Here is a 24,634-nt window from a genome sequence, read left to right on the forward strand (position 1 = left end):
GTCACTGCCTCGATCGTGACGGCGGAGCAGGAGTTGCCTTGCGCACGAGCAGCCATCCGATGACCGCCGTTGCAACGGCGGAGTGCGCAAGAAGTACCGCGAAGACAACCCACATGCCGCTCATGCCGTAGCCGAGCATCAGCACGGCTAGCAGTCCCGAGGCGACCCAGAGCAGCACGGCTACGGCTCGGCGGAGACCGGTTGCAGCCCCGACCCATGCGAGCGCAACCGCCGTCAGCACCAGCACCGCCGCAACCAGCGCCACGGCCTGTGACCCTATCGAACCGAAGGCCGCTTCGGAGGCCACGTCAGGGAAGGAAGAGATCGCGAGAGCCACAATGGGCAGCTCGATGACTGGACCTGCGGCCCAGAGTAATAACAGGGTTCGTCCCGTGTGCTGGCTGCGCGCCAGCGAAGGTTGCTCCACCGTTCCCCCCGTCACCCTCCTCCAGGAAGATCGCTCCGCGGCACCGCGCAGTCGCTATCCGTGGCAATACAGCCTGTCGGATGGAGTGCACGCACCGCAACCCTTGGTGATCGATAATCGGTCACAGGACGGCAGTCACGAGATACCAGACCAGCGATCAAACCCGCATGATTCGGGTATGGCCAGACGCCGTCAACTTCAGATCTACCGCCTAGCGCGGTTCGCCGCACGGGCATCCCATGCCACCGCTAGGGGTGGAGGCATACGACGGCGCGGAACCATAGTCCGACCCGCCTCGCGGCACCCGCCGTACGCCCCCACCCCCGCTCACATGTCCTTCGCCGTGCCTTGAATACCTAGTTCACGAAGTCGCTGCTGCAGGTCGGCGGATGTGTCCGTATCGAGGACGAGCTGAAGGGTTCCCTGCAGGTAGCTAATTTTGCGTTCGTCCAGTGCCATGTAGAGGGTCTTGAACAGGGACGCGAAGTTATCGGCGTCGCCTGCGCTTGCGAGCAGGCTGCGGGTGAAGGAGAAGGAGACCTGCTGCTCTGCGGCGGGCGGCGTCGTCTGACACGTGCCTTCGTGAGCCGCTTCGCCACACGCGGAGCACCTGGTTGAGGAAGTCTCAGAACCCGCCCCCGAGCCGGTTGAACCGGCGCCCTCACCGCCTCCAGTACCTGTACCTTTCTCCCCGCTGGCTTGGGTCTCGCACCGTCCCTTGTGTTCGGGTTTGCCACACGTCTCGCAGATTTTTGGCTTCGACTTAGCGAGGCGTAGTCCAGCACTGTGCAAGTTGACCTGGTTGGGCGCAGTGACCACGACAGGGTCACCGCTGCCGTCGACCACGTCGACGAGTCCAGCTACAACCGCATCATAGATCGCCTGCTGTAGATCGCGATCCCCGCCATACAGCAACGGCAGCCTAGGCGCAGAATAGAATGCAGCGCGGATGTCCGACAACGCCCTGCCATAGTCGGTGTCGCGCATGTTATGCAGTAGCGCCCTAGGGCCAAACTGACCCTGCTCGAACACCTTGTCGCGTTCCGTCAGCGCCTTCCAAACGATAGTGCCGTCAAGTGCAGTGCTGTGCTCGTCGTCGAGAGTCAGCTGATCGAGATAGCGTTCACCCTCGGGATCGGGCTGCGCGAGGTACACAACGTGCTGGTAGGCACGCTTGAGTGCCTTCTCAACCTGCTCCTTAGCGATCGCAAGTTCCTTAGTCCCAATGGCCTTGAGGTCGGCGTCGTTCTGGACTTCAGGTGCGGCAAGAGCTTTTTGATGAGCTAAATATTCAATGACCAACGTTCGAGCGAGTCCGCGACGCTGGGTGTTAACGACGGCGTAGACGGCGCTGGAAGCCCACTGTACTGGTAGCTGCTGCACGCCTTTACCCAGCCCCATGGCAACAGTAAGTGCCGCGATGGTCGGCTGCTCCATTCCGTTGCGCAAGCTGTACTGGGCGGGGTCGAGGACGATTAGCCTACTGACGTAGGCCGTGTCGAGCCCTGCGGTGGCGAGCACATCCGTGGGGCTGCGTTCAGGCTCGGCCATGACGAACTTCAGGTCACGGAACGGTCCGCTATTCGCCAGCCGCTGAGCGAATTGGGCGATAGTCCTGTCGCGCTCGACGTCGGTAATGGTGCGTCGAATGTTGTTGACAAGCATTCGATGGGTAAGACGGGTGGACAGGAAGTAACGGGCGGGCTTGTTGGGCCCCTGCGCGTTAACGATCTCAACTGCCGACATGCCGCGGCCCGGGTTGACGAGATCTTCCACCACCGTGTCCGCGTCGGTGACGGTATAAGAGATGTTGGGGACACTGATGGCCGCCCTAACTTCGGGAGCACTTGCTCCACGACCGCGTCCCGGCCGTAGGGTGCCAACGACGCTGGCAAGAAAAATGAAGGTGGCAGCCCGTTCAGCTGCCCGTGGATTGGCATCCGACCACATCAGCGCTTGACGCTCGATGTCCTTACGCCGAGCGGTGCCGCCGGTGCCGTCGTTGTTCACGACCTCAATTTCCGCAAGGCTGCGGTAGTTGGAGATGGTTCTCTCGTCTTCAACGAGCCCAGAGCCGAGGAGCGCCTCTCGGACAGCGGAGTCGCTGAGCGGCAGGTCTCCAGGGCCGATGAGGGATGGCACCCACTCGCCTTCGATGCCGCGCTGCTGGAGCGCATAGACGGTGGCAGCGAAGATTCTGATGGTGGAGCGGACTCGCTGAAAGCCAGTAACCTTGCTCCACTCCTCCTTAGCGATGGCCATTAGCATCGGGTGGAATGGATAGCAGGCAGCAACTTCGTCATCCCAGCGGCTACGCCACTCGGAACCAATCGGACCCCATACATTCTTCGTCCACGATTTGTCCTGCAAAACCGGTCGGTAGAGGGCAGCAGTAGCTGCAAGTACCTCTGCGGCTGGCTCAGCATCGAAGAGGCGGCGCCGCAAAATGTCGGCAAAGTCGCCGACTTCAGTAACCGTCGCGGGCAAACCATTACGTTCGAGCAAGCCAATCAAATCGTCCCGCCTTGCCTGTCCATCCGCAGACAAAGCGGTTTTGTCGCGGTCAGACGCGATCATCACAACAAGCATAGATACATGCGCAACGTCGTTCACGACATCGAGCAGGGCCCGCAAGAACGCTACATCCTGCGCGATCAGGTCGGGCTTCTTCGCACCGTCAAGCCCATTACCGATATAATCCAGAACCTCATCAACAATGATGAGAATCGGTCGGTTCACGGCCTTGAGGGCCTCGGCAATCTTGCTCTTGTCGCTCCAGTATGGCTGATATCGCTCGTATAGCGCGAAATCCCTTGAAAACAACCGCCACAGGAAGCGTTCGTAAAGAGTGAACGCAGGGCCGTCAAGTTCCTTTACAGGTGCACCGGGGGTCATATTGTCGCACGGGAGCACCACGACGTGCGGCCGATTCAGGTCATCCGGCAGGTTGTGCCCTATCCTAGACTTCGCCTGATCCGCAACGCGCTTCCCCAGCTCTGTTCCGAGCAGCAACTCTGGATTTGCTGCCAGATGATAGGCACCGATACATGCGTGTGACTTACCACCACCCATGCCTTGATCGAGACGGGTTACCGCCCGTGCCTTGAGGTAGTCTTGCCCACCGCCGATTCGCACGGCAATCTCAGTGAGAAGGTCAGTCAGCCGATTGGTCGGGTGGGTGATCTCACCGTAATAGCCGGGGGTTGCGTACGGCGGCTTGTCCGCCCCAAGGCCATGGACGGCCTGGAACAGCGACATCTGCACGTCGTCGATCTGCCCAGAAGCGCTGATGATCTCTTTGCGAATCTTCAGCGCCTTCCACCACGGCGTCAATCTAGCTGCCACGTCACCCATCCTTGTGCGCTCGGGCTTGCTGGTTCAACTACTGGCTTACGTCGTTGACTAGAGCAGCGACAGCTGGACGCTTTCGGCCTGTTGGCGTTGTTGCCGTTGCTCCTTGGCTACGAGTACGTTCTCGGCGGCGCTGGCGATGCCGTCCCGTACCCGGAGTACCCGACTGAACGCAACGGCGTCCGGGTCGGAGTCAGGCAGCCGATCAGCTAGGAACTTCACCGCCGCCCACAGGTAGGTGTCGTTCACGCCTCCGCCAGCGGCAGCTAGCACTTCTCCCATCGCAGCGAGCCCGTCTTCAGAGGCAGCTGCAAGCGCAAGCGCAACATCGACTACTGCTGACTCAGCGTTGATAGCTGCCTTGAGCTGCCGAGCGGTGGTGAATCGGACGCCCTTGTCAGCGTCGGGCACCAGGTCGCGGATGTCTGCGAGGTCCATCGAGGAAGCCAGCGTCTGCCAACGAAGCTCCGACTTGGCTTGGACCTGGCGGCCGTACAGACGCACCCACCACAGTGCAAACTTTGTACGAGCGTCGAAGGTTTCCAAGGGAAGATGGTCGATCTCCACCGCCATGGCCTCCTGCACCGCCGAGCGCGCCAGCGGCAGGAAGGTGTAGATGTCGACTGGTTCACCCTTGGCGTTGAACACCTCGCTGTAGCGTCCAACTACCTCCATGGCCGGCCCAGCTGCTGCCATCAACATGTCTGCCGGCGCCAGCCCCCAACGCTCCCAGTCGGGGTAACGTCGCTTGATCTCGGCCTTGATCTCGGCCTCCACGCCACCCTTCCGTCCTGCCGGACGGTCCCTTGGCGCAGGGCGGCACGCCATAGTCAGCGTCGTCTCAATGTTTGCCTTGCCCTGCTGGCCTCCGGACTCGGTGTTGGCCGGCCAAGAACCAGTCATGACGAGGTCGGCCTGCTGAATCGAGGAGAGCAACCTTTGCCAAACCTCTGGTTCACCGTGACCGAAAACAATCGTCACGACCCCGTCGTCCCTTACAACTTGCCTCATCTCGTCGAAGGCACGCGCGATCAACGTGTCGTAATGCTTCCTATTCCGGTGTTCGTCTGGCGCCTCACCGCGCACCCGTTTAACGATGATTTCCTCAGTCTTATCCTGGCACCCATGCGGGTCAGCCGTGATGCAAAGTTCAGGCCAAGTGACGTGCAGGCACCTTTTAGCCCAAGCGTAGAAGAGATCTGATGCGTCGGCGTAGGCGATCATCTGGTCATACGGCGGGTCGGTTACAACTGCGGCGAAGCGCTTCGGAGGAAATGGCAACGACGTCGCCGACCCTCGTTGGACGTGCGCTGGTGACCCTTGGAGACTGCTGAAGAGATTGCGGCATGCGGCGAGCACGTTGTCAGAGATAGAACGCCAGGTTCCGGGTCCGTCACCGATGCCAGCCTCAAAAAAGTCATGAGAGAAGGTAATGGAGCCTTCATTGACGAATAGGTCGCCCACGCGCGCCCCGCCACTCGTCTGGAATCGAGCCCCCCTGGTTGAGCGCCTCAGTTTTTTGACGACTACGGCAGTCGCATAGCCGGTCAATGCACGAACGTAGTCGTGCGACAGGCCAGCGGCGGCGAGTTCGTCACCGAGATCCGCAATGGTCCGTGCAAGGCGAACGTAAGACAGGGACTGCCGGTCGACCATGAAGTCGCCGTAAGTCTTGGCGCCGTAGATGCTCGGGCCGATAATGTTGTTGTTTCCAGGAGCGATGCCCTCGTTTGGCAGGGCTGGCAGCAACGGATTGAACGGCTTCTCCAACCGGAGCGCCTCACTGGCGGCGAGTACAGCGTCTTGCTCCACGATTGTGGGAATGCGGAACACCTTGCCGCCGCGCTCGTCGATGTCAGCGGCGAGGATGAGTTCGTCTCGCCCCTCCCCCTCCTGCAGCAGCCGGCGGTGCACCGCCAGCGGATGAACGTGGGAGCAGAACACGCAGACTGCGGACTTCCCTGCGATCTTTCGGCCCTCAACGACGGCATTCCGGAGGGTCGGATGCTGCGATGGCGCACCCGAAGTGACGATGGGAACCCATGTTCCCTGGCCGCGGTCCGCTGCAATGTAGAAGGATCGTGCTTCGCGACCGGCACGCGGCTGAAGCAGGTCATAGGAGCCAATGAGCGGGAATCGCCGATGGCACTCCTGGCAAGGGATACTGACGGCCCACAGGTAACCCCAGGGCTGTCGGCCTTCGTGCTTTGGGTAGAAGTCGCCCATAGCCAATGCGTGGCGCCGCTGAACCTCGACGAACAGAGACTTGAGATCGTGCAGCAACCTATCCGCTGGAGCAGTGGTCAGACTTTCGGGTTGCTGACCGAACGGCAAACCCGGCTCCTCCGACCGGTTCTTAAAGGGTGCCTCCGTCAGCAGGTAGCTGGCCAACACCGCCATGGGGCTGTAGTCGACCGCCTCAGTTGGCAGGCCGAGCCTGGCTGCCTCCAGTGGGATCATGCCCCGGCCCGAAAACGGGTCGAGCGTCGACGGACCTTCAGGGTTGTGGCGGAAAATCTCCGCCCGGATCTCGCTCCAAGCTGCGTAGCGTCCGGCAAGAGCGGATCTAACGAGGTCCTGAAGCCTCTTCTGCTCCGAATCTTCGTCCGGCCACGGTAGCAAGGAGCACAGTAGAGCCGCCTTCGCCTGCACAGTCGGCCGTTTCGCGAACCACATGAAAAGCGCGATCTCGCTGTTGCCAGACCCCCAGCCCTTGTCGCTGTTCCCCGACACCTCGGAACTGGGGAACCATCGTTCGATCATTCGAGTCATGTGACGCTCCCAGGGGCGTTCTTCAGGCTGCTGCCGGGGACGCGGAAGATGGCGTTGCCCGTCATTTCGGTGGAAAAGAGCGTGGCAGGGTCTTCGTAGGCGCCGAATAGTCGGCCCTTCCCATTGGCGCACTGGTCGATGACGTAGAGCCAGTAGGCCTTACGGTGCTGGGTTGCGATGAGGACTTCGTTGCCCGTCATGCGGATGCCGTCGCTGGCAGCGTTCCCGGCCACGCCCTTGACCTCGATGTGCCGGATCTGGGAGTGCCTCCGGGCCTCAAGATCGTAGCCGCGGCCTTCAGTGTGGACGTCCTCAACTGCCCAACCTTCGTCTTCAAGATGCTTTTGGACGTGCCGCATGGCCACCCACTCCGAGTCGGACTCCGCAGCGGTCGCTGGGGTTGCCGCTGGTAGTACGCGGAGTCGGCCAACGAGTTCGGGCTCAGTCAGCTGAACCTGGACCAATTTTTCGAGCTGGTCGAGCCGATTCACGGTCTGGACCCGTAGGTGATTTCGAAGTGCAATCCGCTCGTCGCGGTCGTCGATGCCATCGGTAAGCGCGATAGGGAGGTTGGTTAGGTCCCTCCGGGCTTGGCCAAACCAGTCAGCGCGCACCTTGTGGTGCTCCTCCACCGTGGCCGCGGCCAACACTGCCGCAGCAGCGGTGGCTGAATCCTGTCGTGCGGGGTGAGGGGCTGTCCCTGGGTGCTTGGTGGGGACGAGGTTCGCCAGTGTCTCCCAACGCACGGCGCGCGCGTTGCCTGAGTCGTCGACTTTGATCAAGGTGGCCCAGACGCTGGCACGCTTACCGTCCGACTCCGTTAGCGCTGCTTGAAAGGCGTAGAGGTCGTACGGCGTGAGGCTGGTGGGATCCTCAACTGCCCCTGAGCGGAGGACGTCTTCGGCAAGCGATCGGTCAGCGAGCCTAATGAGGTCAGCGAAACCCGGCTCTCCGGGACCGAGGGTAATGAGACCCGTCGTGTCTATGCTGACCGCCTCACGCACCGCCTCGCCGCTAGTCGCGACATGCACTTCGGTCCCACCACCGAGAGTGGCCGGCAAGCTACCACTGGCCATGCTTAGTTGGCGAAAACCGGGACCGGCCGCGGTAGTCTGGGCGGTCAGCAGTTGGGCAGCCGCGAGTCGGTCGAGGTATGCCTCGACGATGGCGGGGTTGATGCGTGCGAACAGGTCGCGCTGAAGCAGGGTGAGCGCGGCGACAGCGTCGACTTGACTGGCAAGCCGTCGCTCCGTGTCTTTGACCTTGCGAGCGATGCGAGTGAGATCCTGAGCTTGTACGGCATTTGCGGCGTCAATCGCAGCCTGCTTCTTGACATCGTCGTTGCCGTACAGATCGCTCAGCCACCTCTCATAGTCCACACCGGTTATTTCTGCTACGGCGGATAAGCTGTCGAACATCTGGCCGCGCAGCTCGTTCGCAGCAGCGACGAAGTTGTCGAGCAGAGTTAACAGCGTGGCGCCTTCGCGAGTGTCGGTGGCGACCAAGTTGTAGAGGAATACGTCACGGGTCTGCCCTACCCGGTGAATACGACCCATGCGTTGTTCAAGCCGCACAAGCGACCAGGGGATGTCGTAGTTGACCAGAACGTGGGCGGCCTGCAGGTCGATGCCTTCGTTGCCGGCATCGGTGGTGACGATGATCTGAAACTCGCCACGCATGAAGGCGAGGCGGACTTCGTCCCGTTCGGCGTGGCTCTGTCGCCCGGAGTACATGCGCGTGGTGTAGCCGAGACTCAGCAGGCGCTGGGTGATCCAACTCGCCGAATCGGCGTACTCGGTAAAGATGACAGCCTGCTCCGAGTTGCCCGGGTAGATGCCATGCTTGCCAAGGCAGTCTTCCGTGAGCCTGCGCCACTTAGAGGGTTGCCAGCTTTGATCCGTGACCGTGGCCGTGATCTGGTCGATCAGCGTCTTGATGCCGGAGCGCTCTGCTCGTGCGGCGGTTGAACCCGCATGCACAACCTTGGCCTCGTCGTTCTCGCTTTCGTCACCCTGGTGTTCACGGTCCGCCTTGAGAGCCGCCTCGGCGCCGCTCATCTCCCCCATGTGCGCGTGTCGCCGGCGCAGCGTCTCAACGAGCGCCCAGAGACTGGAGGCAGCACGCTTGCCATAGACCATTCGTGCTAGCGGTTGAGCCGTGGCCGGGAAATACTGATCCACCATGTCGAGGGCGGCCTGGTAGTAGCCGAACTCGACTTTGGACAGCGGTACTCGGTGGTTGGTGGCGGTACGGCCCTTGAACAATCGGGTCTTACCGTCATAGTCAACCAAGTCTTCCTTCATGCGGCGTAGGAAGTGGATGGGGCCTGGCCGCAGGGGTGGCAGCGCAACATTTGGGTCGTCGCCCGGGTCGGGATAAATGTCGGGATCTACCAAGTGCAGCAGGTGCCGGAAGAGCCACTCCTTGCCACGGTGGGGCGTCGCGGTCATCAGCAACGCTCGCGGTGTGTTCTTGGCAAGCAAACGTCCGACCTGGTGAAAGTTCTTGGCCGTAGGCGTAAGCCGGTGTGCCTCATCGAACACGACCAAGTCCCAGCCAGCCTTGTCAGGGCGGATGGCATCCTGTACTGCGGGGTTGACCGCAGCGAGTTCAAGTGAAACAACCCATAGATCGTGGCCGCCAACCGCATCCTCACGGACGGTATTGGCAGTGAGGTGGCGAAGCCCGCCCCCCAGAAAACGCCTGAAGTCGGCGACCCACTTCGTGGCCAGGTTCGCAGGGCAGACGATGATGGCGCGCCGCACCAGCCCGAGTCGCTGCATCTCACGCAGGTACAAGCCTGCCATGATCGTCTTGCCGGTGCCCGGCTCGTCTGCGAGGAGAAACCGCAGTAACGGCTGGGGCAGCATTGCCCCATAGACGGCTGTGGTCTGGTGAGCATAGGGCCTGAGCTGGGTTGAAGCGATGGCACTTGACTCGGCGTTGGTAGCTGCAGCCGCCATCCAACGGGTCCACATGCCTGCTAGCACGCGCGCCGAACCTGCCCCGCCATCCGAGAAGATCGGACGTACCGTCTCTACGTCACCCGCCCGTACGGCAACTTCGTGTAGGCGGGCCTGGTCGTCGAGCAAGATGAGCGCCCAGCTCCCGTCCGAGCTTGGCAGCGCGAGTCGAACCGTGGCGAAGTCAGGTACTCCCTCCGCGCACACTCGGACACGCTGCCCCTGCTCAAACACACTTCTCTCCAATTCAGACCCACAGACGATGGGTCAACGATGCAACTACTGCTCGTCGCGGCGACCTCACGATACGAGATGGCCGTTGACCCGACCAGCAGGGCAGCAGGCGGGCATCCCTCTTGACCAAACACCATCCCAAGCTGCATGTCAGCCTTCAGCACGGAAGTTCGCAGGTCTATCGACCATCCAGACGATGATCTTCAGCGAAGCCGCAGCGTCGGGCCAACCCTCCGTCAGTCGATCTCGAAGCTGGCGCCTCGCAGGTCGAGTGAACAGAGAGGGCTCGTTCGCAGGCAGTGACAGGTAGGCCGCTCCGGCCATTTCCCGGCCCAGAGGACGCCGAGCCGAAGGAGGGTTGAGTCGTCACCGCAGTACCCCGCTGACGGAGTGAGACAGGGACGACTCAGTGCACATCATTCAGGTCGCTCGGCTAATCAAGGTCGCCCGCGGCAAAGCTGACGCGGTCGCCGCCCTCTCAGGCACGCTCGTCATACAGCAAACGGTCCTTTGCTGTATGATCATCGTGTGGCCAAGACGAAGACCGCCCCCGCCAACACCGTGGTTGCCTACCTCCGCGTGTCCACCGATGAGCAAGCCGAGTCCGGCGCGGGCCTGATGGCCCAGCGGACCACAATCCAGGCGGAAGCCGATCGGCGGGGTTGGGAAATCGTCGCGTGGAAGGAAGACAGGGCGGCGTCGGGCAAGTCGATGGGTAACCGTCCAGCGCTCGGGGCGGCCCTTGAGCTGGTCGAGTCCCACCAGGCCGCAACGCTGGTTGTTGCCAAGCTCGACCGCCTCTCCCGCTCCCTGGTGGACTTTGCCGGTCTGATGGACCGGGCGCGGGCCAAGCGGTGGAACCTGATCGCCCTCGACCTCGGCATTGACCTCTCCACGCCCGCCGGCGAATTCCTCGCGTCGGTGATGGCCTCCGCGGCTCAGTGGGAGCGGCGCATCATTGGACAGCGAACCCGCGAGGGCCTGGCGGCGAAGAAGGCCGCTGGCGTCCGCCTCGGGCGACCCGTCACTCTTCCTACTGAAGTGAGGCACCGCATCCGGAGCGAGTCGGACAGCGGAAGCGGCCTGGCCTGTATCGCCCGCGGCCTCAACGTCGACGAGGTGCCTACGGCCCAGGGTGGCAAGAAGTGGTACCCCTCCACGGTCAAGGCTGTCCTCGCCTCGCAGCATTCGACGGTAACCTCAGCCGCTGGAGCCTGACGCGCCGTGACGCCTCTGTCTCGACGACAGTCTCGCGGCGGCTTGCGTCGGTGTAAGTCCTGGCGATGACCTGCCAGGGATTTTCCAGCACTGGGTCGCGGCCGGCAGCGGAACCGCGTCGGCGTAAGGGCCTGTCCGTCGAATCGAATCACTCGGTCATCGTTTGGTAGGTGCGCAGCGCATACGATCGGGTCCGTCGACTGCTAGGGAGGCATCCATGCCGGGCATGCTCTACTACCCTTTCGCGGACGCGCCCGGCCCGGTCATCAACCAGGCGGTTCTATACTGGGACAGCCTGAGCACCGTGGTCGCGCCTGGATGGCGACAGCGGATGAGGCCGGCCATGCGAGAGCTCCTCGCCATCGACCTATATCGCCCGATCGAGCCGTACGACGCCTACGAGCCGGTCCCGCTCGCCGTCATCGAGCCGGAACTCGACTTCGCGCTCACGCAGATCCCGCTGGACGACCTGATCCCGCCGCACAATGCACCCGACGAGCACGCCCGGACCTTGCATGTCGACAAGCTGCACCCTAGTGTCGTGCGGAGTTTGCTCCGCCGCGAGCTGGTGTATCGGCATCCAGGCTCGTCGAGCCGCCTGGTGGGTTCAACCGCACTGATGCATCTCGTAGTGAGCATTATCGCTGACCAAATCGCTGCGAACCGCAACGCCCGCTTCGGGGGCCAGGGACCTCTCGGGCTGCATCCACATACCGACGTGCCGTCCGCTCACCGGCTGGGCGCCGACCCAATCCCCGGCCGGGAGAACGTCGCCGGCTGGAAAGTTGACATCGGTGCCCTCTTCCCGGTGCCCCAGGGCGACATCAACATCGGCGATCTCGTCGCGTTCCGAGAGAAATATGCCGACGAGCGGGTGCGCCTGATGGTGACGGTTCAGGATCTGCTGCACAGCTTGCGGGACCTCCACCCGGACGACGTCTTCCTGCGCGTCAAGCACGAGGTCGAGGAGGCTGTCGGTGATCTCCAGAGAGCGGCGCGAGCACGCAAGCTGACGCTGGTCAAGCAGTCGGTGGCCGTCACGGTGGCCACAACCACCGCTGCGATCGCAGTCGGCCTGCCGGAGGCGGCGCTTCCGGCGTCCGTGCTGACTGTCCTGGGCGGCATCGCCGTGAATGTGGCGACTAATCAGACCCGCTACGACCACAGCTGCAGCGTTGGAAACCCCTCCGCCTACCGCTACCTGCATCGCGTTCAGAAGCAGTGAGTGGTTTCCGGGGTTGGAGGGAACGCCGACCTGCACCGCCAGGCGCTAACGCACACGGCCCTCGCTGTGGCTGAGGAGCTGCGCCAACTCCGGGGCCTTTGAGCGTCGTTCCTAGGGCGCGATCGACTCAACATCGACAGCCACTGGCACCTCAACCGCCCCGATCCGCAAGCCACCTCGGATTCGGTCGAGGTCGTGCATGCCGCCGCGCGAGCTGTGGTCGTGCTGCTTGACTTCGATGTCTGGGTGCGCCCTCGATGCAAGGCCTTGACCCACTGCTCTTCATCGCGAAGGCTTGTCATGCTCGTGACTACCCCGCGCCCTCCGACAACCGCGGCTTCAACGCTACAAAGGACTGGCGCCACACCGATCCGGGAGAGCAATGGCAGAGCGACGGACGCGGGTGGTTCACCGGTGGCTGTGGGCGCTCGGCGCGGTCATCGCGGCGTGCCTACTCGCGTTCGCAGTTGTGGTGGGTCCGTGGCTACTCACGCAACACCCGCGTGAGGGCCTGACAGCCGAGCAGGCGCTCAAGGCCAGCAACGACGTACGGACCACGCTGGTGCAGGCCCTCGCCGGACTCGCCGTCGCTGGCGGCCTGGCCGTTACCTACAGCACCTACCGGCAGAACCAACGCGACCAGGCAGACCGGCGGGCCGAGCAGGACCGTTCACATCAGCTCAACGTAGCCAGGCACGTTAACGATCTTTACACCAAGGCGGTGGAGCAGCTTGGCCACGACCAGGCACCAGTTCGGCTTGGTGCCCTGTACTCACTCGCACAGCTCGCCCAGGCTAACCCTGATAATCGGCAGACCGTGGTCGATGTTCTCTGCGCGTACCTGCGCATGCCCTACACCCGGCCGGAAGACCTACGCATACTCCCCACCCGGCCGGAAGACCTGCTGAAGCGTCCTACTCACCAACAGCAGCGGATCGCCGCCCAAGAATTGCAGGTGCGGCTCACCGCTCAACGCCTCCTTGCCGACCATCTCCGTGCACCCGCCGGCATCTCAGGGACGGATGCCCAAGACCTTGAGCCCTCCCCCAATGAGCCTTTCTGGCCGGGTATTCGGCTCGACCTCAACGGCGCCAACCTCATCGACCTCTTCCTCGATCGCGCATCGATCGCGAGGGCAAGGTTCTATCGGTCGACCTTCACAGGAACGACCTGGATCCATCAGGCGACCTTCACCGGCGGCACCACCTTCAGCGAGGCGACCTTCACCGGCGAGGCTACGTTCCACGAGACGACCTTCACCCAAGGTGCCATGTTCCATAAGGCGACCTTCAAGGGCGATGCCAGTTTCAATTGGGCGGCACTCGGCAGCGCCACGTTCAGCGAGGCGACCTTTGCCGGCAGAGCCACCTTCCATGACGTGACCTACAGCAAAATCTCGTTGTCTGAAGCATGGGTGCTGAACCTCGACCACCCTGGTTATAAGCCGGGCGCCCCTGCTCCACGGTGCGTGTGGCCGGCCGGTTGGTCGATCTGCCCAGACCCGGACGACGGAACCCAAGGCTGGCTGGTTAGCGAAGGGCCGGAGACGTCGCGTGGACCGGTTATACCTTCGTCGGAGTCATGACTGACGCTCAGCAGCAGAGGCGCAGTTCATGCGGCCACGGCAAGCGAGCGTCCAACTCACTCATTTTTGGTTGTAGAGAGACGGGCGTGGCTCGCCAGGGGGTGGGGGTGGGGGTATGACCCCTTGGGTACGGCCGTCCCTACCGCCATGTGTTAGCAGCAGCCATCGCGCCGAGGTTTCCAGGTCGACCGTGACAGCTGATCGGACCCCTGGGCAGGGGACTTGCGACAGAAAGCCATGTAGAAATTCGGCGGCACGGTTCGAAGTCAACATGACCCAACAGCGGAGGGGGTGCCAGGTCGCCCCAGCACCCCACTCGCTCGCCCTGGTCTACCGCTTGCCGGCTCGCTTCATCGCCCGGTGGTTGCGCTGCCGGCAGACATCCCCGCAGAACTCCCGCAGGTACGCCCGATCCTCGGGTAGAGGCTCGGCGCACCACCCGCAGAGGCCTTCCAGCCAGCGCCGCTGGCTCTCCTCATCGCTCAGGATCACGCGCCCACAACCTCGGCGCGATGGATCATGATCCAGTAGGCGACGCCTACAGGCGAGCGCTTGCCGCCGACCAACTGGCGATGCATGTTGTCGAACCGGGCGTGACAGCTACGGCACATCGGCAAGTAGTGGTCGGGGTTGATGCTGTACGGCCTGCCCTTCTCGCGTCCTTCGGTGTCCGCCCGCTGCTTGAAGTCAGCATGGCTGTACGCCCACTGATCCGCTTGGTTGCCACAACGGCAGAGGTAGTTCGAGGCGCTGCCTCGCTGGGCCTTCACGCGGTTGTGCGCGCCGTCGTAGGTCAGCCCATCCTTGCGTCGGGGGTCGGGGTGGTTGACCCGGTCGGCGCAGTTGGTGGTGACGCGTCGGGCGACGTTGTTGATCTGCAACGCCTTGACGTTGCCGCAGTCGCATCGGAACAGGGCCCGCGGCTCGCCGCTGCCCTCGATTCGCTCGACCAGTATCAGCGAGCCGTAGGCGTTGCCAGGTTTGTGCTTGCGGTGCTCGGGTCGGCTGGTCGGGTATCCCTTGCGGACGTAGGTCGCAGCACGCTTCGCGCTGCGGCATGCCTTGCAGCGAGGCTCGCAACCATCCTTGCTGCTACGGTCTCGGCCGAACTCCGCGACCGGCTTGGTCTCGCCGCAGGCGCGGCACTTCTTGTCGGTGGTGCTCACTGGGAATCTGTCTCCATGAAGAGATGGAGCGCTCTCCGTAGCCCGCTGGGGGCTACGCGGAGCGCCTGTTGTTGATCGGGAACGGCTTGGTTGAGGGGTGACGTCTATGCGCTTCTCGTGCCGCTGCAGCCGCTTGTGGCTGGCGCGGCACGTGTCTCGCCAGTAGAGGAAGACCTGACCGCTGTTGATGGGTAAGGCATTACCGCACCAGGCGCAGGGCTTGGCAGCGCCCGGCTCCTGGCCGATGCGTGGCACCAGGTCGCCGTTACTCTGCCGCCTCTTGTAACGCCTCTGACCGAGCCCGTGCGGGCTCGCGCTCGGCCCCGTGGGATGAGCAGGTGGCGAGCCCTCGGCCAGCTTCTCGGCGGCGAGCCGCGACAGGGTCTTCGTGCTCATGGTGTTGTCCATCGTCGGCACTGGCAACACTTCTTGAGCTTGATGTCCCGGTAGTCGCGCAGCGTCGACCATCAACCAGCCGAGTAGCGTCGGTGGTGAGTCGTCTTGACCGGTGGTACGCGCCCTGATGAGCGGGCGATCAGATCGCCGGCGGTCCTCAGGTCAGTCGAACGATGGCGCAAGCAGTTCCGGCTGGCGCCGCAGAAGGATGTCCCACTCGACGGAGTTGATCGACGCACCACGGGCAAGCTTCGCTGCGGCTTCGGCCGCTACCGCGGCCTCTGCTTCGCCCCACACCCGGTCGAGCCTGGCTTGCCGTTCAGGGGTCAGAGGATTGCGGTACAACACTGTCCGGCTTCCTCCTGTGTTCTCGCCGCTGCACTTGTCCTGAGAGTTCGTCGGCCACGAAGTGGCCGGCTCTGAGAGTTGTGGTGAGAGTTCCTTGAGAGTTCGTGTGCCAGTAGTGGCACCGAGTCCTGTCGCTACTGGCACCGAGTGGGCCTCCGTTGGCACCGACTCGCCCTCGCCGCCGGCGCCCACTTGAGGTGCCACTGGCACCGAGTTGAGCCGCTCGGCGAGCGTCTGCCAGGCACCAGGAACAGTTGCCCGAACGTGAGTGCCTCTCACCCGGGGGATCGCTGGCGCGACCTGCTCAAGGAAGCCGACGCGATGTGCCAGCGCTTGAGCACGCACGACAGTGCGCTTGCCGCAGCCCGACTCCTCGGCCAAGGTGGCCTGGGAAGGCCACGCCTCCCCCGTCAGGTTGTTGATGTGCTCACCGTAGGTCTTGAGCACCGCGAGCAGAGATCGGCCGCTGGCCCCCTCTGGCTGACCCTTGACCGTCTTGAGCTGGGAGTGACTGACCACGCGTCGCCAGTACGCCGCGTAGCCCTTCTCCCCCGGCCTCTTCGGCAGAGGTTGAGCTCTTGCCTCCACGCTGTTGCTAACCATCACGCCACTGCCTCGTGGTCCTGGCCGTTGTCTTCGAACGGGTTCGGCGCGTCGACAAGTTGCACGACTCCGCTGACATCTCCCGCGGCGTTGGTGCACCAGGCGTAGTGCGCGCCGTCAGTGAGCCAAGCAAGGAAGCGGCTCGCGGACTCCTCGCAGTCCATCGAGAACTCGCCATGTTCGTCGGCGTACTCGCGGTGAAGTGCGGTGATTCCGTCCTCGAAGTGAGCCCGCAACAGCTGAGGTAGCTCCTCGGCTTGGTTGTCAGCGATGCTGATGAGTGCGGACCGCAGCCCGTACACGGCCCAGTGGAGCGCGTTTACGGCCTCGTTGCAACGCTCGACCAGGTCAAGATAGGCGGGTCGACTGTCTTCGCTGACCCCTGCCACACGCTCTGCCAGGGGTGTCGGTTTTCCGGTTCGGATAGTGGTTCTCCTTCAGCTTGCCGGCTGCGCCGGCATGGACGGACTTCCTGAAGCGCATGGCGATAGGGAACGTCTTGCCAACGGTGCACAGGCTGCGCGTTCTGCGTGACATGGCACCGAGGCTCGTTTCGGATTCGACGCCAGAGCAGCACAAGGCACCGGGTGGCCGATGCCGGATCGATAAGGTCCAGCCGCTTCATAACCCGCGATCATCGGGCTACACCCGCGAACAGCCCTCGCAGGCGGGCCTTGATTTCTGGGGTGAACGGCGGAGCCTCGTCTACGAGGCGGCTTACGTGGGAGCGCCAGTCGGCGCCCCGCGTCTTGGTTGTTGCTTGCTCCACTGCGGTGCTGCTCCTTCCTAATACGAGGTCAGGCGGACCTCACTGAACCTCCTTCCGCCGGCGACGCCCGGCCCTCCATAAGGAAGAGCAGCGCGCCATCTCTTGCGATATGAACAAGGTAAAGCCTCCAACCCGACCATGTCAAGCCCGGGTCTGACATGGAGGGGTTGACACGACAGAGTGTGACAGAGACAATCTGGACATGATTGGGAACGAGCCAGCACGTTGGATCACGCAACTTCAACCCCCACCCGGGTGGGCTATCGAAGCTGCGCGGGAGGACAGCGGTTGGATTATCGAAGGCCGCTGGTGGGGCCAGCCGAACGAGACGGCCTCCGATGGTCCCCGCGAGGTGGTGATTCGGCTCAGCGATGACGCCTCCCCCGAGGTGCGCCAGCGAGGGATCAACTCGGGAGTGCTGCGCAGGCTTGAGCAGCATCTACGCGACATGACGGCGCAGATGAACGAAGAGCACGGCATGAAGACCTTCAGTGAGGTTGTACGCGCGCACGTGAAGGAGCGGGTGAGCCAACTACCCGAGGGCCCTCGGCAGGGCGGGTCCGTCTATTACACCGGGCTCCTGCAGCTCTTTGAAGAGGTCACCGGCATGGGTTACCCCGAGCCGTTGAACCTCATCGCCGAGGTAATGGGTATTCCGAAGGACACCCTCAAGACGCGGCTACGTGCCGCCCGGCAGCGGCAGGGGAGCATCGAATAGGCACCAAGGGCGGCGGCAGGGAGGCCTGGCGCTTCCGCTGTCGGCTCGTCAGCTTCCGACGCCACCACGCCACCGGATGATGACGCTCTCAGGGTCAATCTCGGCTCCCCTCTTGGGGCGGCCGGTCGGCGCAGGGCGGAGAGCTACTTCGACCAACGCAGCGAGCACCGCTCGCCGCCAACGGATGTCGTCCGAGGTGAGCCAGCGCTGCCCCGCCCCTGGTCCTCGAAGGCCGGCCAGAACGTCAGTACGTCCTGCTTCGGCAAGTTGTGCCTCAACCTCCGCAAGCTGGTCCTGCGCTCGGCGGTTCGCTCGGGCGAACTGGTCCCGCGTCATCTCGCCATCGCCGAGGCTGTCCGCCAGCACATCTAGCCTGGCCCGCAGCTCCACCGCCTTAGCGTTTAGTCCCACCACGTCGAGCCCGTCATCTGAGGTCTCGGAAGCGACCAGGTCGGAGGCATCGCCACGGTCGAGCCGAGCAGCGACTAACGCTTCCACGAACTCGTCCACCTGGTCGGCCCGCCTGCTGATAAAGCATCGCTTGCACTTGTAGATCCGCTGTCCACGCTCGCCGCTCCGCTTCGGGTTCGTCCAGTTAACCGCCATGACCGGCTCTCCGGTCCGCTTCTGATCCGCGTCGGTGCCGGCCGCGTCACCGCAGCGGGAGCACCGGTAGAGGTTGCTGCCGAGCCAGCGCACGGTAGAGAAGTTGCCTACGTTCGTAGTCCGGGCAGGGTCGCGCAGCACGGCAACAGATGCGCGCCACACGTCTTCTGAAATCAACGGCTCCCAGTTGCCCTGGATCAGCGTTCGATCCTCATAGCGGGGTCGGGAGCGAGCAGTCAGACTGGACCCGAGCGGAGGCATCTCCGCGTATGCCCGGAGCGCCGCATAGAGCGGGTTGAGGAGCATCACCCGCACGTTGTTGTGCCGCCACTCGTTGCCGAGCGTGGTTCTGAGACCGGACCGATGGAGCATCTTGGTAACCGAGTTGAGCGAGGCGCCCGAGGTAATCAGGGAGAAGGCGTCACGCAGCAGCGGGGCTTCCTTCTCGTGGGGCACTAACGTGCCGCCCTGGCGCTCGTAACCGAACGGACGTGGCCCTGTCAGCCATGGCTTGCCCTTCTCAGCCGCTTGCCGGTTCGCTCGCCTCTGACGCTCGCTCTTGTTCTCGACCTCCGCCCATGCCGCCTCACCGAGCATGCCGGCCACCATCCGGCCGTTAGGGGTAGCCATGTCGATGCCGCTACCCCGCACCGGGTGGAGAGATACGCCGCTGCTCCGGCACACCTCGATCACCCGCAGGCGATCGCCCGGCGTCCGGTACAACCGGTCGGCGTTCCACGTCACGATGACGTCCACAGCCTTCAGCTCGACCGCATGCATGAGGGCATCGAATCCCTTGCGACGCCGACTGGTGACGGCCGAAGTGTCGTTGTCGGTGTACGTCTCGACTAGGGTCCAGCCCTTGACTGCGACCAAGGCAAGACAGTCCTCAAGCTGGCGCTCCACGCCCTCCGCTTCTCCGGTCCTGTCCTTGGAGATGCGCAGGTAGATGGCCGCTCGCATGTCTCGCTGCCCCCTTGATTGCCGATCTTGATTAAGGCCGGTAGTCTAGGACATCACGCCGACCCGTGATGCGCGACCTTCAACACGTCCGCCCGTAACTGGTCGGGCGTCGTCCGCGTCAGCAACGCGTGCTGCTCCTCGGTCTCGGCGTCCCCGGGCAGCAGGATCCGCACTCCGCCCACCGTGGCGCGCAACACCAGCGAGTTGTTGTTCGGGTCGGACCTGGTGCCGGCCAGCGGATACGGCGGACCGAGCACCAGCAGGTCGACGCCCCCGATCGGGTGACGCGCGCCGGCCACGGTGGTGAGCAGCGCAGCCCGTCCGGCGGTCGCCGCCGCCCGGACCAAATCCCGCCCGCTCTCCGGATCCGTCGAGGACGGCACCAGCACGGCGTTCACCCGTCGCCCCCGGAACACCCCGGCCACTCCAGCGACGTGGTCGGCGTGGAAGTGGCTGACCACCAGCAGCGGCACCTCGCGTACGCCGAGCCGACGCAGGCAACCGTCCACCGCGCTCGGCTCCGGCCCGGCGTCCACCACCACCGCCCGGCCGGCGCTGACCGGCAGCACCAGGGCATCGCCCTGACCCACCGCACAGGCCACCACCACCCAACCCGTCGGCGGCCAGCCTGACGACGCCAACCGCACCGGAAGGGCGCCCAGCACTGCGGCGACGCCGACCACTGCCACCAGCCGGCGCACGACGGGCCGGCGCACCGCGACCAGCAGGGCGACCGTCAACACGGTCAGCAGCAGTGCCCCCGGCACCCCGCCGGGCCACGGCAGGGTGCCGCCCGGCAGTCGGGTGCCCTGTCGGGCGATGACCACGAGCCACCACGCCGGCCAACTCGCCAGCCACGCGACGAACTCGGCGCCGGCCGGCCAGAACGGCGACACCATGGCCGCCAGCACGCCCAGCACGGTCGCCGGCGCGATGGCCGGCACCGCCAGCAGGTTGGCGGGCACCGCCACCAGGCTGACAGTGCCGGAGATGCCGGCGACGACCGGCCCGCACGCCAGTTGCGCGGCCGCCGGGACGGCCAGCGCCTCCGCCAGGCCGGGCGGCACGCCGCGCCGCCGCAGCCCGTCCCGCCAACGCGGCGCGAGCAGCAACAGACCACCGGTCGCCAGGACGGAGAGCGCGAACCCGGGATCCCCGGCCAGCTCGGGATCGACCAGGACCAGCACGGTGACGGCGGCGGCCAACGCGGGCAGCGCGGCGCGGGGACGACCGGCGGCAAGCGCGGCGAGCCCGATCGCCCCCATCGTCGCGGCCCGTACGACGCTCGGCGACGGGCGAACCAGGATGACGAAGCCCACCAGCGCCACTGCGCAGAGCCCGACGGCGAGCCACGGACCGGCGCGCGCCCACCGAGCCAGCAACAACACCGCGCCGACCACGATTGCCACATTGCTCCCCGACACGGCATTGAGATGAGTCATCCCGGTGGCCTGGAAGTCCTCCTCGACGGCGGCCGGCAGTCGGCTGGTGTCTCCCACGACCAGCCCCGGCAGCAGCCCGCCCGGATCGTCGGGCAGCGGCGCGCAGGCCCGTTGCAGACCGGCCCGCAGGGTGCCGGCGGCGCGCTGCGCCCAGGACGACTCACCGTGCCGCCGCGGCGGGCCGTTGGTGCTGAGCACGGCCGCGGTGAGGTCGCCACCGCGCGGAAGGCCGAGCCGACCGTCGGCGGTGAGGCGTTGCCCGGGTAGCAGCCCGCGCCAGGTCGGGTCGGTGGCGAGGACGAGCAGCCGCACCGAGGCGTGGATTCGGCGGCCATCGGGGTCGGTGAGCCGGACCAGTTCGCTCGGCACCAGCAGCATCCCCGGTCGCCCGGCGGAACGGATCGGGCGCGGATCGTCCCGGACCACCACCTCAGCGGTGACCAGAGCGCGTTGCTCGGCCAGGGCACGGATCGGCGGTGTGTCCCGGATGGCGAGCTGAGCTGCGGTGGCCGCCACCGCGCAGACCACGCCGAGGCCGACCGCGACGGTGATCCAGCCGTAGCGGCGTGCGGCGGCCCGAGGACGCCCGAGGCGCCCGAGCAGGTGCAGGGCGGTGCACGCGGTCAGGATGGTCGCCACTGCGGCCACCAGCAGCAGCGAACGGGTGCCGAGATGCAGGCCGGCGAGCGCGGTGAGCCAGGCGGCCACGGCCAGCCCGGCGAGCCGCAGATCCGGTGGCGAGGTCTGGTGCCGGGCGCCGCTCAAGGCGTCGCCGGGCGGCGACGGGTTGCCGGTGGCAGGGCGGCTCATACCGTCACCAGGTCCTTGAGCTGCTCGTACCGTGCGTCCCCGATCCCGTCGACCTGACGCAGGTCGCCGACGGCCTTGAACCCGCCGTGCTGGTCCCGGTGGTCGAGGATGCGCTGGGCGAGCACCGGCCCGACCCCGGGCAGCGCGTCGAGCTGCGCCAGTGTGGCGGTGTTGAGGTTCAGTGGCCCGGTGGCCGGTGCCGTCCCGCCCGCCGCCGGCCCGCCCGGCACCGGCGGCGGCGTCACCCCAACCACGATCAACTCGCCGTCGGTGACCTTGCGAGCGGGATTGAGCAACGCCACGTCGACCCCGGGAAGCGGGCCGCCGGCCGCCTGCACCGCGTCGGCGAGCCGGGACCCGGCCGGCAACCGCACCAACCCGGGCTTGCGGACCTTGCCCGCGACGGCCACCACCAGCTCCCCGGAGCCGGACGCGCTGAGGTCGCTTGCCGGAGTGGTCACTGTGGCCTCGCTGCCCAGTGGTGCGACCGGCTCGGCGTGCGGCCGGGACCGCCAGGCCCACCCGGCGGCGGCCAGCACCACCACCGCCGCGACGACAGCCAGCGCCCGCACACCGCGTCGCCCTGGGTCGAACGCGCCAGGGCCGGACAGCCGCGGGGTCGCCGAGCCTTCCACGGCAAGGGGTACGCCCGCGTCCGGCTCCGCCACCGGCGCCCCGGCCCGGGATGGCAGCACCCCGGCCAGAGGTACGCCCACGAGCGGCGCCCCGGCCGGGGGTGATGACACGTCAAGCGGCGCGTCCGTCAGCCGGCGCAGGCGCTGGCGTACCTCGGTCTCCTCGTCGTGCGACACAGGGCGACGCTACGGCGACGGCGAAGGCGGTGGGGTGCGGCGGCGGCGCGCTGTGGATAACCGACGCCACTGTGGACAACGCCCTGATCAAGCACAAATCTGCTAGCGGTCTCAGCGGCGCCCGGCCGCACCAGGCATCGAAAACGCTGGCGTGGGCCCGGTGGATCGGCAAAGATTCCACGGCGGAGGTGGGCTGAGTGCGGACTCGACTGCGGCGGATACGAATCGACGGGCGCACCTTTGTGTGGCGCGCGGTGATTCACTGCGTGCCGGGCAGCGGCGACTGCCACCGGGGCATCCGCGTTCGCGTCTGGGGCGACGGCAAGACCAGCCAGAAACTCGAGGTGGACCTGCTGTCGATCACCGGACCCTCGCCGTGGGGGGCGTGTGCGACAGACGGCAGCTATCCCACGCCCGTCGACGTACGGGCAGTCATCAGCTATGCGCTGGAGAACGGTTGGCAGCCAGAGCGGCGAGGCGGAACGTTCGTGCTGTCCGAGCGCGAACATGGCGCCCGGTTCTCGCTGCCGGGTTTCCTGCTGGCTGACCCCGTGCGCACGGCCGAGAGCGCGGACCCCACGGCGCAGGTGGCCCGCGCCTACGAGGCTCAGCAGCAAGACCGACGGCCGGCGGGCTGCTAGGCAGAGCCGAGGGCGCCGACCTGGAGTATTGACTCGCCGCGCCATGATCGCAGGCGGCCGGGGTGACCGGTCACCGTCCGAGCAGCCCGGGAGCATCATCGTGAGCAGTGATTTCGCGTTCTGGAAGGTCGGCGTGGGCGACCCCGGCGAGATCTATGACGGTTTGGCCGACGGGGCGACCGATCCCCTCGAACCGCACCCCGACGTCACCCGCTTCCGGGGCGAGTTGTTGTCGCGCTGGCCCGATCTGGTGGACGTCCTCGAACCGACCGAACACGACCTTGCCGACGCACCCGACGATGTGGCGAAGTACGTGCTGCTCACCCTCCCGGTAGGGATGCTCGACCAGCTCGACGGTATCTACGAGCTGGCTCGGCAGCACGGGCTACGCGGCTACAGCGGGGTGGCCGAGGAGGCGTTCTAGACGAGTAATTCCTCACCCTGGCTCGGGCGGCGGCCGGCGGTCACCTCGTTGGGGGCGGATGCGGTAGGGAGCGGTATACCTCAGAGTCATATTCATACCTCTGAGGTATACCGCTCACCGGCACATCGAGATGGCGGGCAGCCACAGCGGTTGCCGAGCGCCCTCCACTGCGTCCGCAGTCGCGTCCTCAGTCAGGACTTACTCAACCAGGGCGCGATGGGTGGTGCCGCCAACCCCGCGCACTACAGGTACGGCCGGGTGATGATCTCGATCGCGTGGCCCGCCGGGTCCATGAAGTAGAAGCCCCGTCCACCGTGCTCGGTGTTGGTCTCACCCTCCCGCTTCCGCTGCGGGTCGGCCCAGTAGGTGATGCCGCGCCCCTCGACAAACGCCAGGCATCGGGCGAACAACTCGTCGTCGACCAGAAACGCGTAGTGCTGCATCTGGATGTCCACCGGCGGCTCGGCGAACTGGAGCAACACACCCTCGTCCAGCAGGACGTTGACGAACGGCCCCCACGACGGCGCCTCCGGCAGCTCGAACAGCTCCCGGTAGAACGCGGCCGACGCGTGCTTGTCCCTGCTGGCGATGATGGTGTGGTTGAACGTGACTGTCATGCGTACCGTCTTCTTCCCGGTCGATCCCATGACCCGACCGGAGGCCCACAGCATTCAGCCAGCCACACCGATGACGAAGCCCCGAGGGCGCCGACGCCCCGGATCCCGCACGAGAGACGCGCGCATCGCGTCGATCTCGGCGTGGTGGCTGAAGTAGCCAGAACCTCCGGGGGGTAGGCCCATCTGGGGCGCGCACGGAGGCTAACACGACGGCGTGGGCGCGGTCATTCACGGCTTTTGAAACATGACCGAAGCGACGTCCGCCATGACCGTCAGCGCCCAGTCGAGTTGCCGGCAGTCGTTGCGTCCGCGGCACTCCAGGCACCCACCTGCCCGCCACGGGCGGACGATCGCCCGAGTCCAGTGAGCATTAAGTACACGTTCAGCCATGAACAGTTCGGTCGCAGCGGATACGGGTTCATCGATGGGCATGGTCGGCGCCTTCCCCGCGATCCGAAGTAGCCCGCCCGGAGGGAACCTCAGGGCGGGCAGACCAGACATCTCCGGAGTGCTGAAGTCCAGGAGAATCGGGTCACCGTCTCAC

The 24,634-nt window shown here is 65.2% G+C and carries 18 protein-coding genes and 1 pseudogene; 6 read left to right on the plus strand and 13 right to left on the minus strand.

The window, feature by feature from the left end:
• Position 1: 1 nt before the first annotated feature.
• The 4 genes from ACQPWW_RS27480 to ACQPWW_RS27495 all read right to left on the minus strand — a co-directional run bounded on the left by ACQPWW_RS27480 (position 2) and on the right by ACQPWW_RS27495 (position 9,513).
• Positions 2 to 427: a hypothetical protein gene (locus ACQPWW_RS27480; protein WP_433126516.1), complete on the minus strand. Its 426-nt coding sequence runs from the start codon at positions 425 to 427 to the stop codon at positions 2 to 4.
• Between the two features lie 327 nt (positions 428 to 754).
• A complete protein-coding gene (locus tag ACQPWW_RS27485; RefSeq protein ID WP_433126517.1) occupies positions 755 to 3,772 on the minus strand; it encodes a DUF499 domain-containing protein in 3,018 nt (1,005 codons plus the stop codon).
• Positions 3,773 to 3,829: 57 nt separating this feature from the next.
• Positions 3,830 to 6,550: a hypothetical protein gene (locus ACQPWW_RS27490; RefSeq protein WP_433126518.1), complete on the minus strand. Its 2,721-nt coding sequence runs from the start codon at positions 6,548 to 6,550 to the stop codon at positions 3,830 to 3,832.
• Positions 6,547 to 9,513, minus strand: a complete 2,967-nt coding sequence (locus tag ACQPWW_RS27495; protein WP_433126519.1) for a helicase-related protein — start codon at positions 9,511 to 9,513, stop codon at positions 6,547 to 6,549. Before ACQPWW_RS27495 ends, ACQPWW_RS27490 begins: the two co-directional genes overlap by 4 nt.
• A gap of 762 nt (positions 9,514 to 10,275) precedes the next feature.
• On the opposite strand from ACQPWW_RS27495, the gene ACQPWW_RS27500 reads away from it, so the two are divergent.
• From ACQPWW_RS27500 to ACQPWW_RS27510, 3 genes are all read left to right on the plus strand, one after another.
• On the plus strand, positions 10,276 to 10,965 hold the full coding sequence (locus tag ACQPWW_RS27500) for a recombinase family protein (RefSeq protein WP_433126520.1): 690 nt from the start codon (positions 10,276 to 10,278) through the stop codon (positions 10,963 to 10,965).
• Positions 10,966 to 11,182: 217 nt separating this feature from the next.
• Complete coding sequence (locus ACQPWW_RS27505; RefSeq protein WP_433126521.1) at positions 11,183 to 12,190, plus strand: DUF6236 family protein; 1,008 nt, start codon at positions 11,183 to 11,185, stop codon at positions 12,188 to 12,190.
• A gap of 382 nt (positions 12,191 to 12,572) precedes the next feature.
• Complete coding sequence (locus ACQPWW_RS27510) at positions 12,573 to 13,775, plus strand: pentapeptide repeat-containing protein (RefSeq protein ID WP_433126522.1); 1,203 nt, start codon at positions 12,573 to 12,575, stop codon at positions 13,773 to 13,775.
• A 330-nt stretch (positions 13,776 to 14,105) separates the two neighbouring features.
• Here ACQPWW_RS27510 and ACQPWW_RS27515 read toward each other — a convergent pair whose 3' ends face one another.
• From ACQPWW_RS27515 to ACQPWW_RS27530, 4 genes are all read right to left on the minus strand, one after another.
• Positions 14,106 to 14,267 (minus strand): hypothetical protein, encoded by a 162-nt coding sequence (locus ACQPWW_RS27515; protein WP_433126524.1) that lies wholly within the window; start codon positions 14,265 to 14,267, stop codon positions 14,106 to 14,108.
• Positions 14,264 to 14,941 (minus strand): hypothetical protein, encoded by a 678-nt coding sequence (locus ACQPWW_RS27520; protein ID WP_425698901.1) that lies wholly within the window; start codon positions 14,939 to 14,941, stop codon positions 14,264 to 14,266. The genes ACQPWW_RS27515 and ACQPWW_RS27520 overlap by 4 nt, the downstream gene beginning before the upstream one ends.
• Before the next feature lie 558 nt (positions 14,942 to 15,499).
• Positions 15,500 to 16,204, minus strand: a complete 705-nt coding sequence (locus tag ACQPWW_RS27525) for a helix-turn-helix domain-containing protein (protein ID WP_433126525.1) — start codon at positions 16,202 to 16,204, stop codon at positions 15,500 to 15,502.
• A gap of 83 nt (positions 16,205 to 16,287) precedes the next feature.
• On the minus strand, positions 16,288 to 16,677 hold the full coding sequence (locus tag ACQPWW_RS27530) for a hypothetical protein (protein ID WP_425698903.1): 390 nt from the start codon (positions 16,675 to 16,677) through the stop codon (positions 16,288 to 16,290).
• Between the two features lie 582 nt (positions 16,678 to 17,259).
• On the opposite strand from ACQPWW_RS27530, the gene ACQPWW_RS27535 reads away from it, so the two are divergent.
• Positions 17,260 to 17,775, plus strand: coding sequence for a hypothetical protein (locus tag ACQPWW_RS27535; protein ID WP_433126526.1), 516 nt, complete (start codon positions 17,260 to 17,262; stop codon positions 17,773 to 17,775).
• 48 nt (positions 17,776 to 17,823) lie between these two features.
• Here the strand turns inward: ACQPWW_RS27535 and ACQPWW_RS27540 are convergent, their stop codons facing one another.
• The 3 genes and pseudogenes from ACQPWW_RS27540 to ACQPWW_RS27550 form a co-directional block, all read right to left on the minus strand.
• Entirely contained in the window at positions 17,824 to 19,344 is a 1,521-nt protein-coding gene (locus ACQPWW_RS27540) for a recombinase family protein (protein ID WP_425698905.1), read from the minus strand.
• A gap of 56 nt (positions 19,345 to 19,400) precedes the next feature.
• Positions 19,401 to 21,596 (minus strand): annotated as a pseudogene (locus ACQPWW_RS27545) (ComEC/Rec2 family competence protein); the annotation flags it as partial.
• A complete protein-coding gene (locus ACQPWW_RS27550) occupies positions 21,593 to 22,408 on the minus strand; it encodes a helix-hairpin-helix domain-containing protein (protein WP_433126528.1) in 816 nt (271 codons plus the stop codon). The gene ACQPWW_RS27550 and the pseudogene ACQPWW_RS27545, both read right to left, overlap by 4 nt.
• Before the next feature lie 197 nt (positions 22,409 to 22,605).
• Here ACQPWW_RS27550 and ACQPWW_RS27555 point away from each other — a divergent pair, with 197 nt between their 5' ends.
• Both ACQPWW_RS27555 and ACQPWW_RS27560 read left to right on the plus strand, forming a co-directional pair.
• A complete protein-coding gene (locus tag ACQPWW_RS27555; protein ID WP_433126530.1) occupies positions 22,606 to 23,049 on the plus strand; it encodes an integrase in 444 nt (147 codons plus the stop codon).
• 100 nt (positions 23,050 to 23,149) lie between these two features.
• The gene (locus ACQPWW_RS27560) at positions 23,150 to 23,473 is read left to right on the plus strand and encodes a hypothetical protein (RefSeq protein ID WP_433126532.1); all 324 of its coding nucleotides are present in this window, start codon (positions 23,150 to 23,152) and stop codon (positions 23,471 to 23,473) included.
• 242 nt (positions 23,474 to 23,715) lie between these two features.
• On the opposite strand, the gene ACQPWW_RS27565 is transcribed toward ACQPWW_RS27560, so the two are convergent.
• Positions 23,716 to 24,120: a VOC family protein gene (locus tag ACQPWW_RS27565; protein ID WP_433126533.1), complete on the minus strand. Its 405-nt coding sequence runs from the start codon at positions 24,118 to 24,120 to the stop codon at positions 23,716 to 23,718.
• A gap of 198 nt (positions 24,121 to 24,318) precedes the next feature.
• Positions 24,319 to 24,522 (minus strand): hypothetical protein, encoded by a 204-nt coding sequence (locus tag ACQPWW_RS27570; RefSeq protein WP_433126534.1) that lies wholly within the window; start codon positions 24,520 to 24,522, stop codon positions 24,319 to 24,321.
• Positions 24,523 to 24,634: the final 112 nt, after the last annotated feature.

Origin of the sequence: Micromonospora sp. CA-240977 (assembly GCF_050942285.1) — a bacterium.
Taxonomy (GTDB): Bacteria; Actinomycetota; Actinomycetes; order Mycobacteriales; family Micromonosporaceae; genus Micromonospora.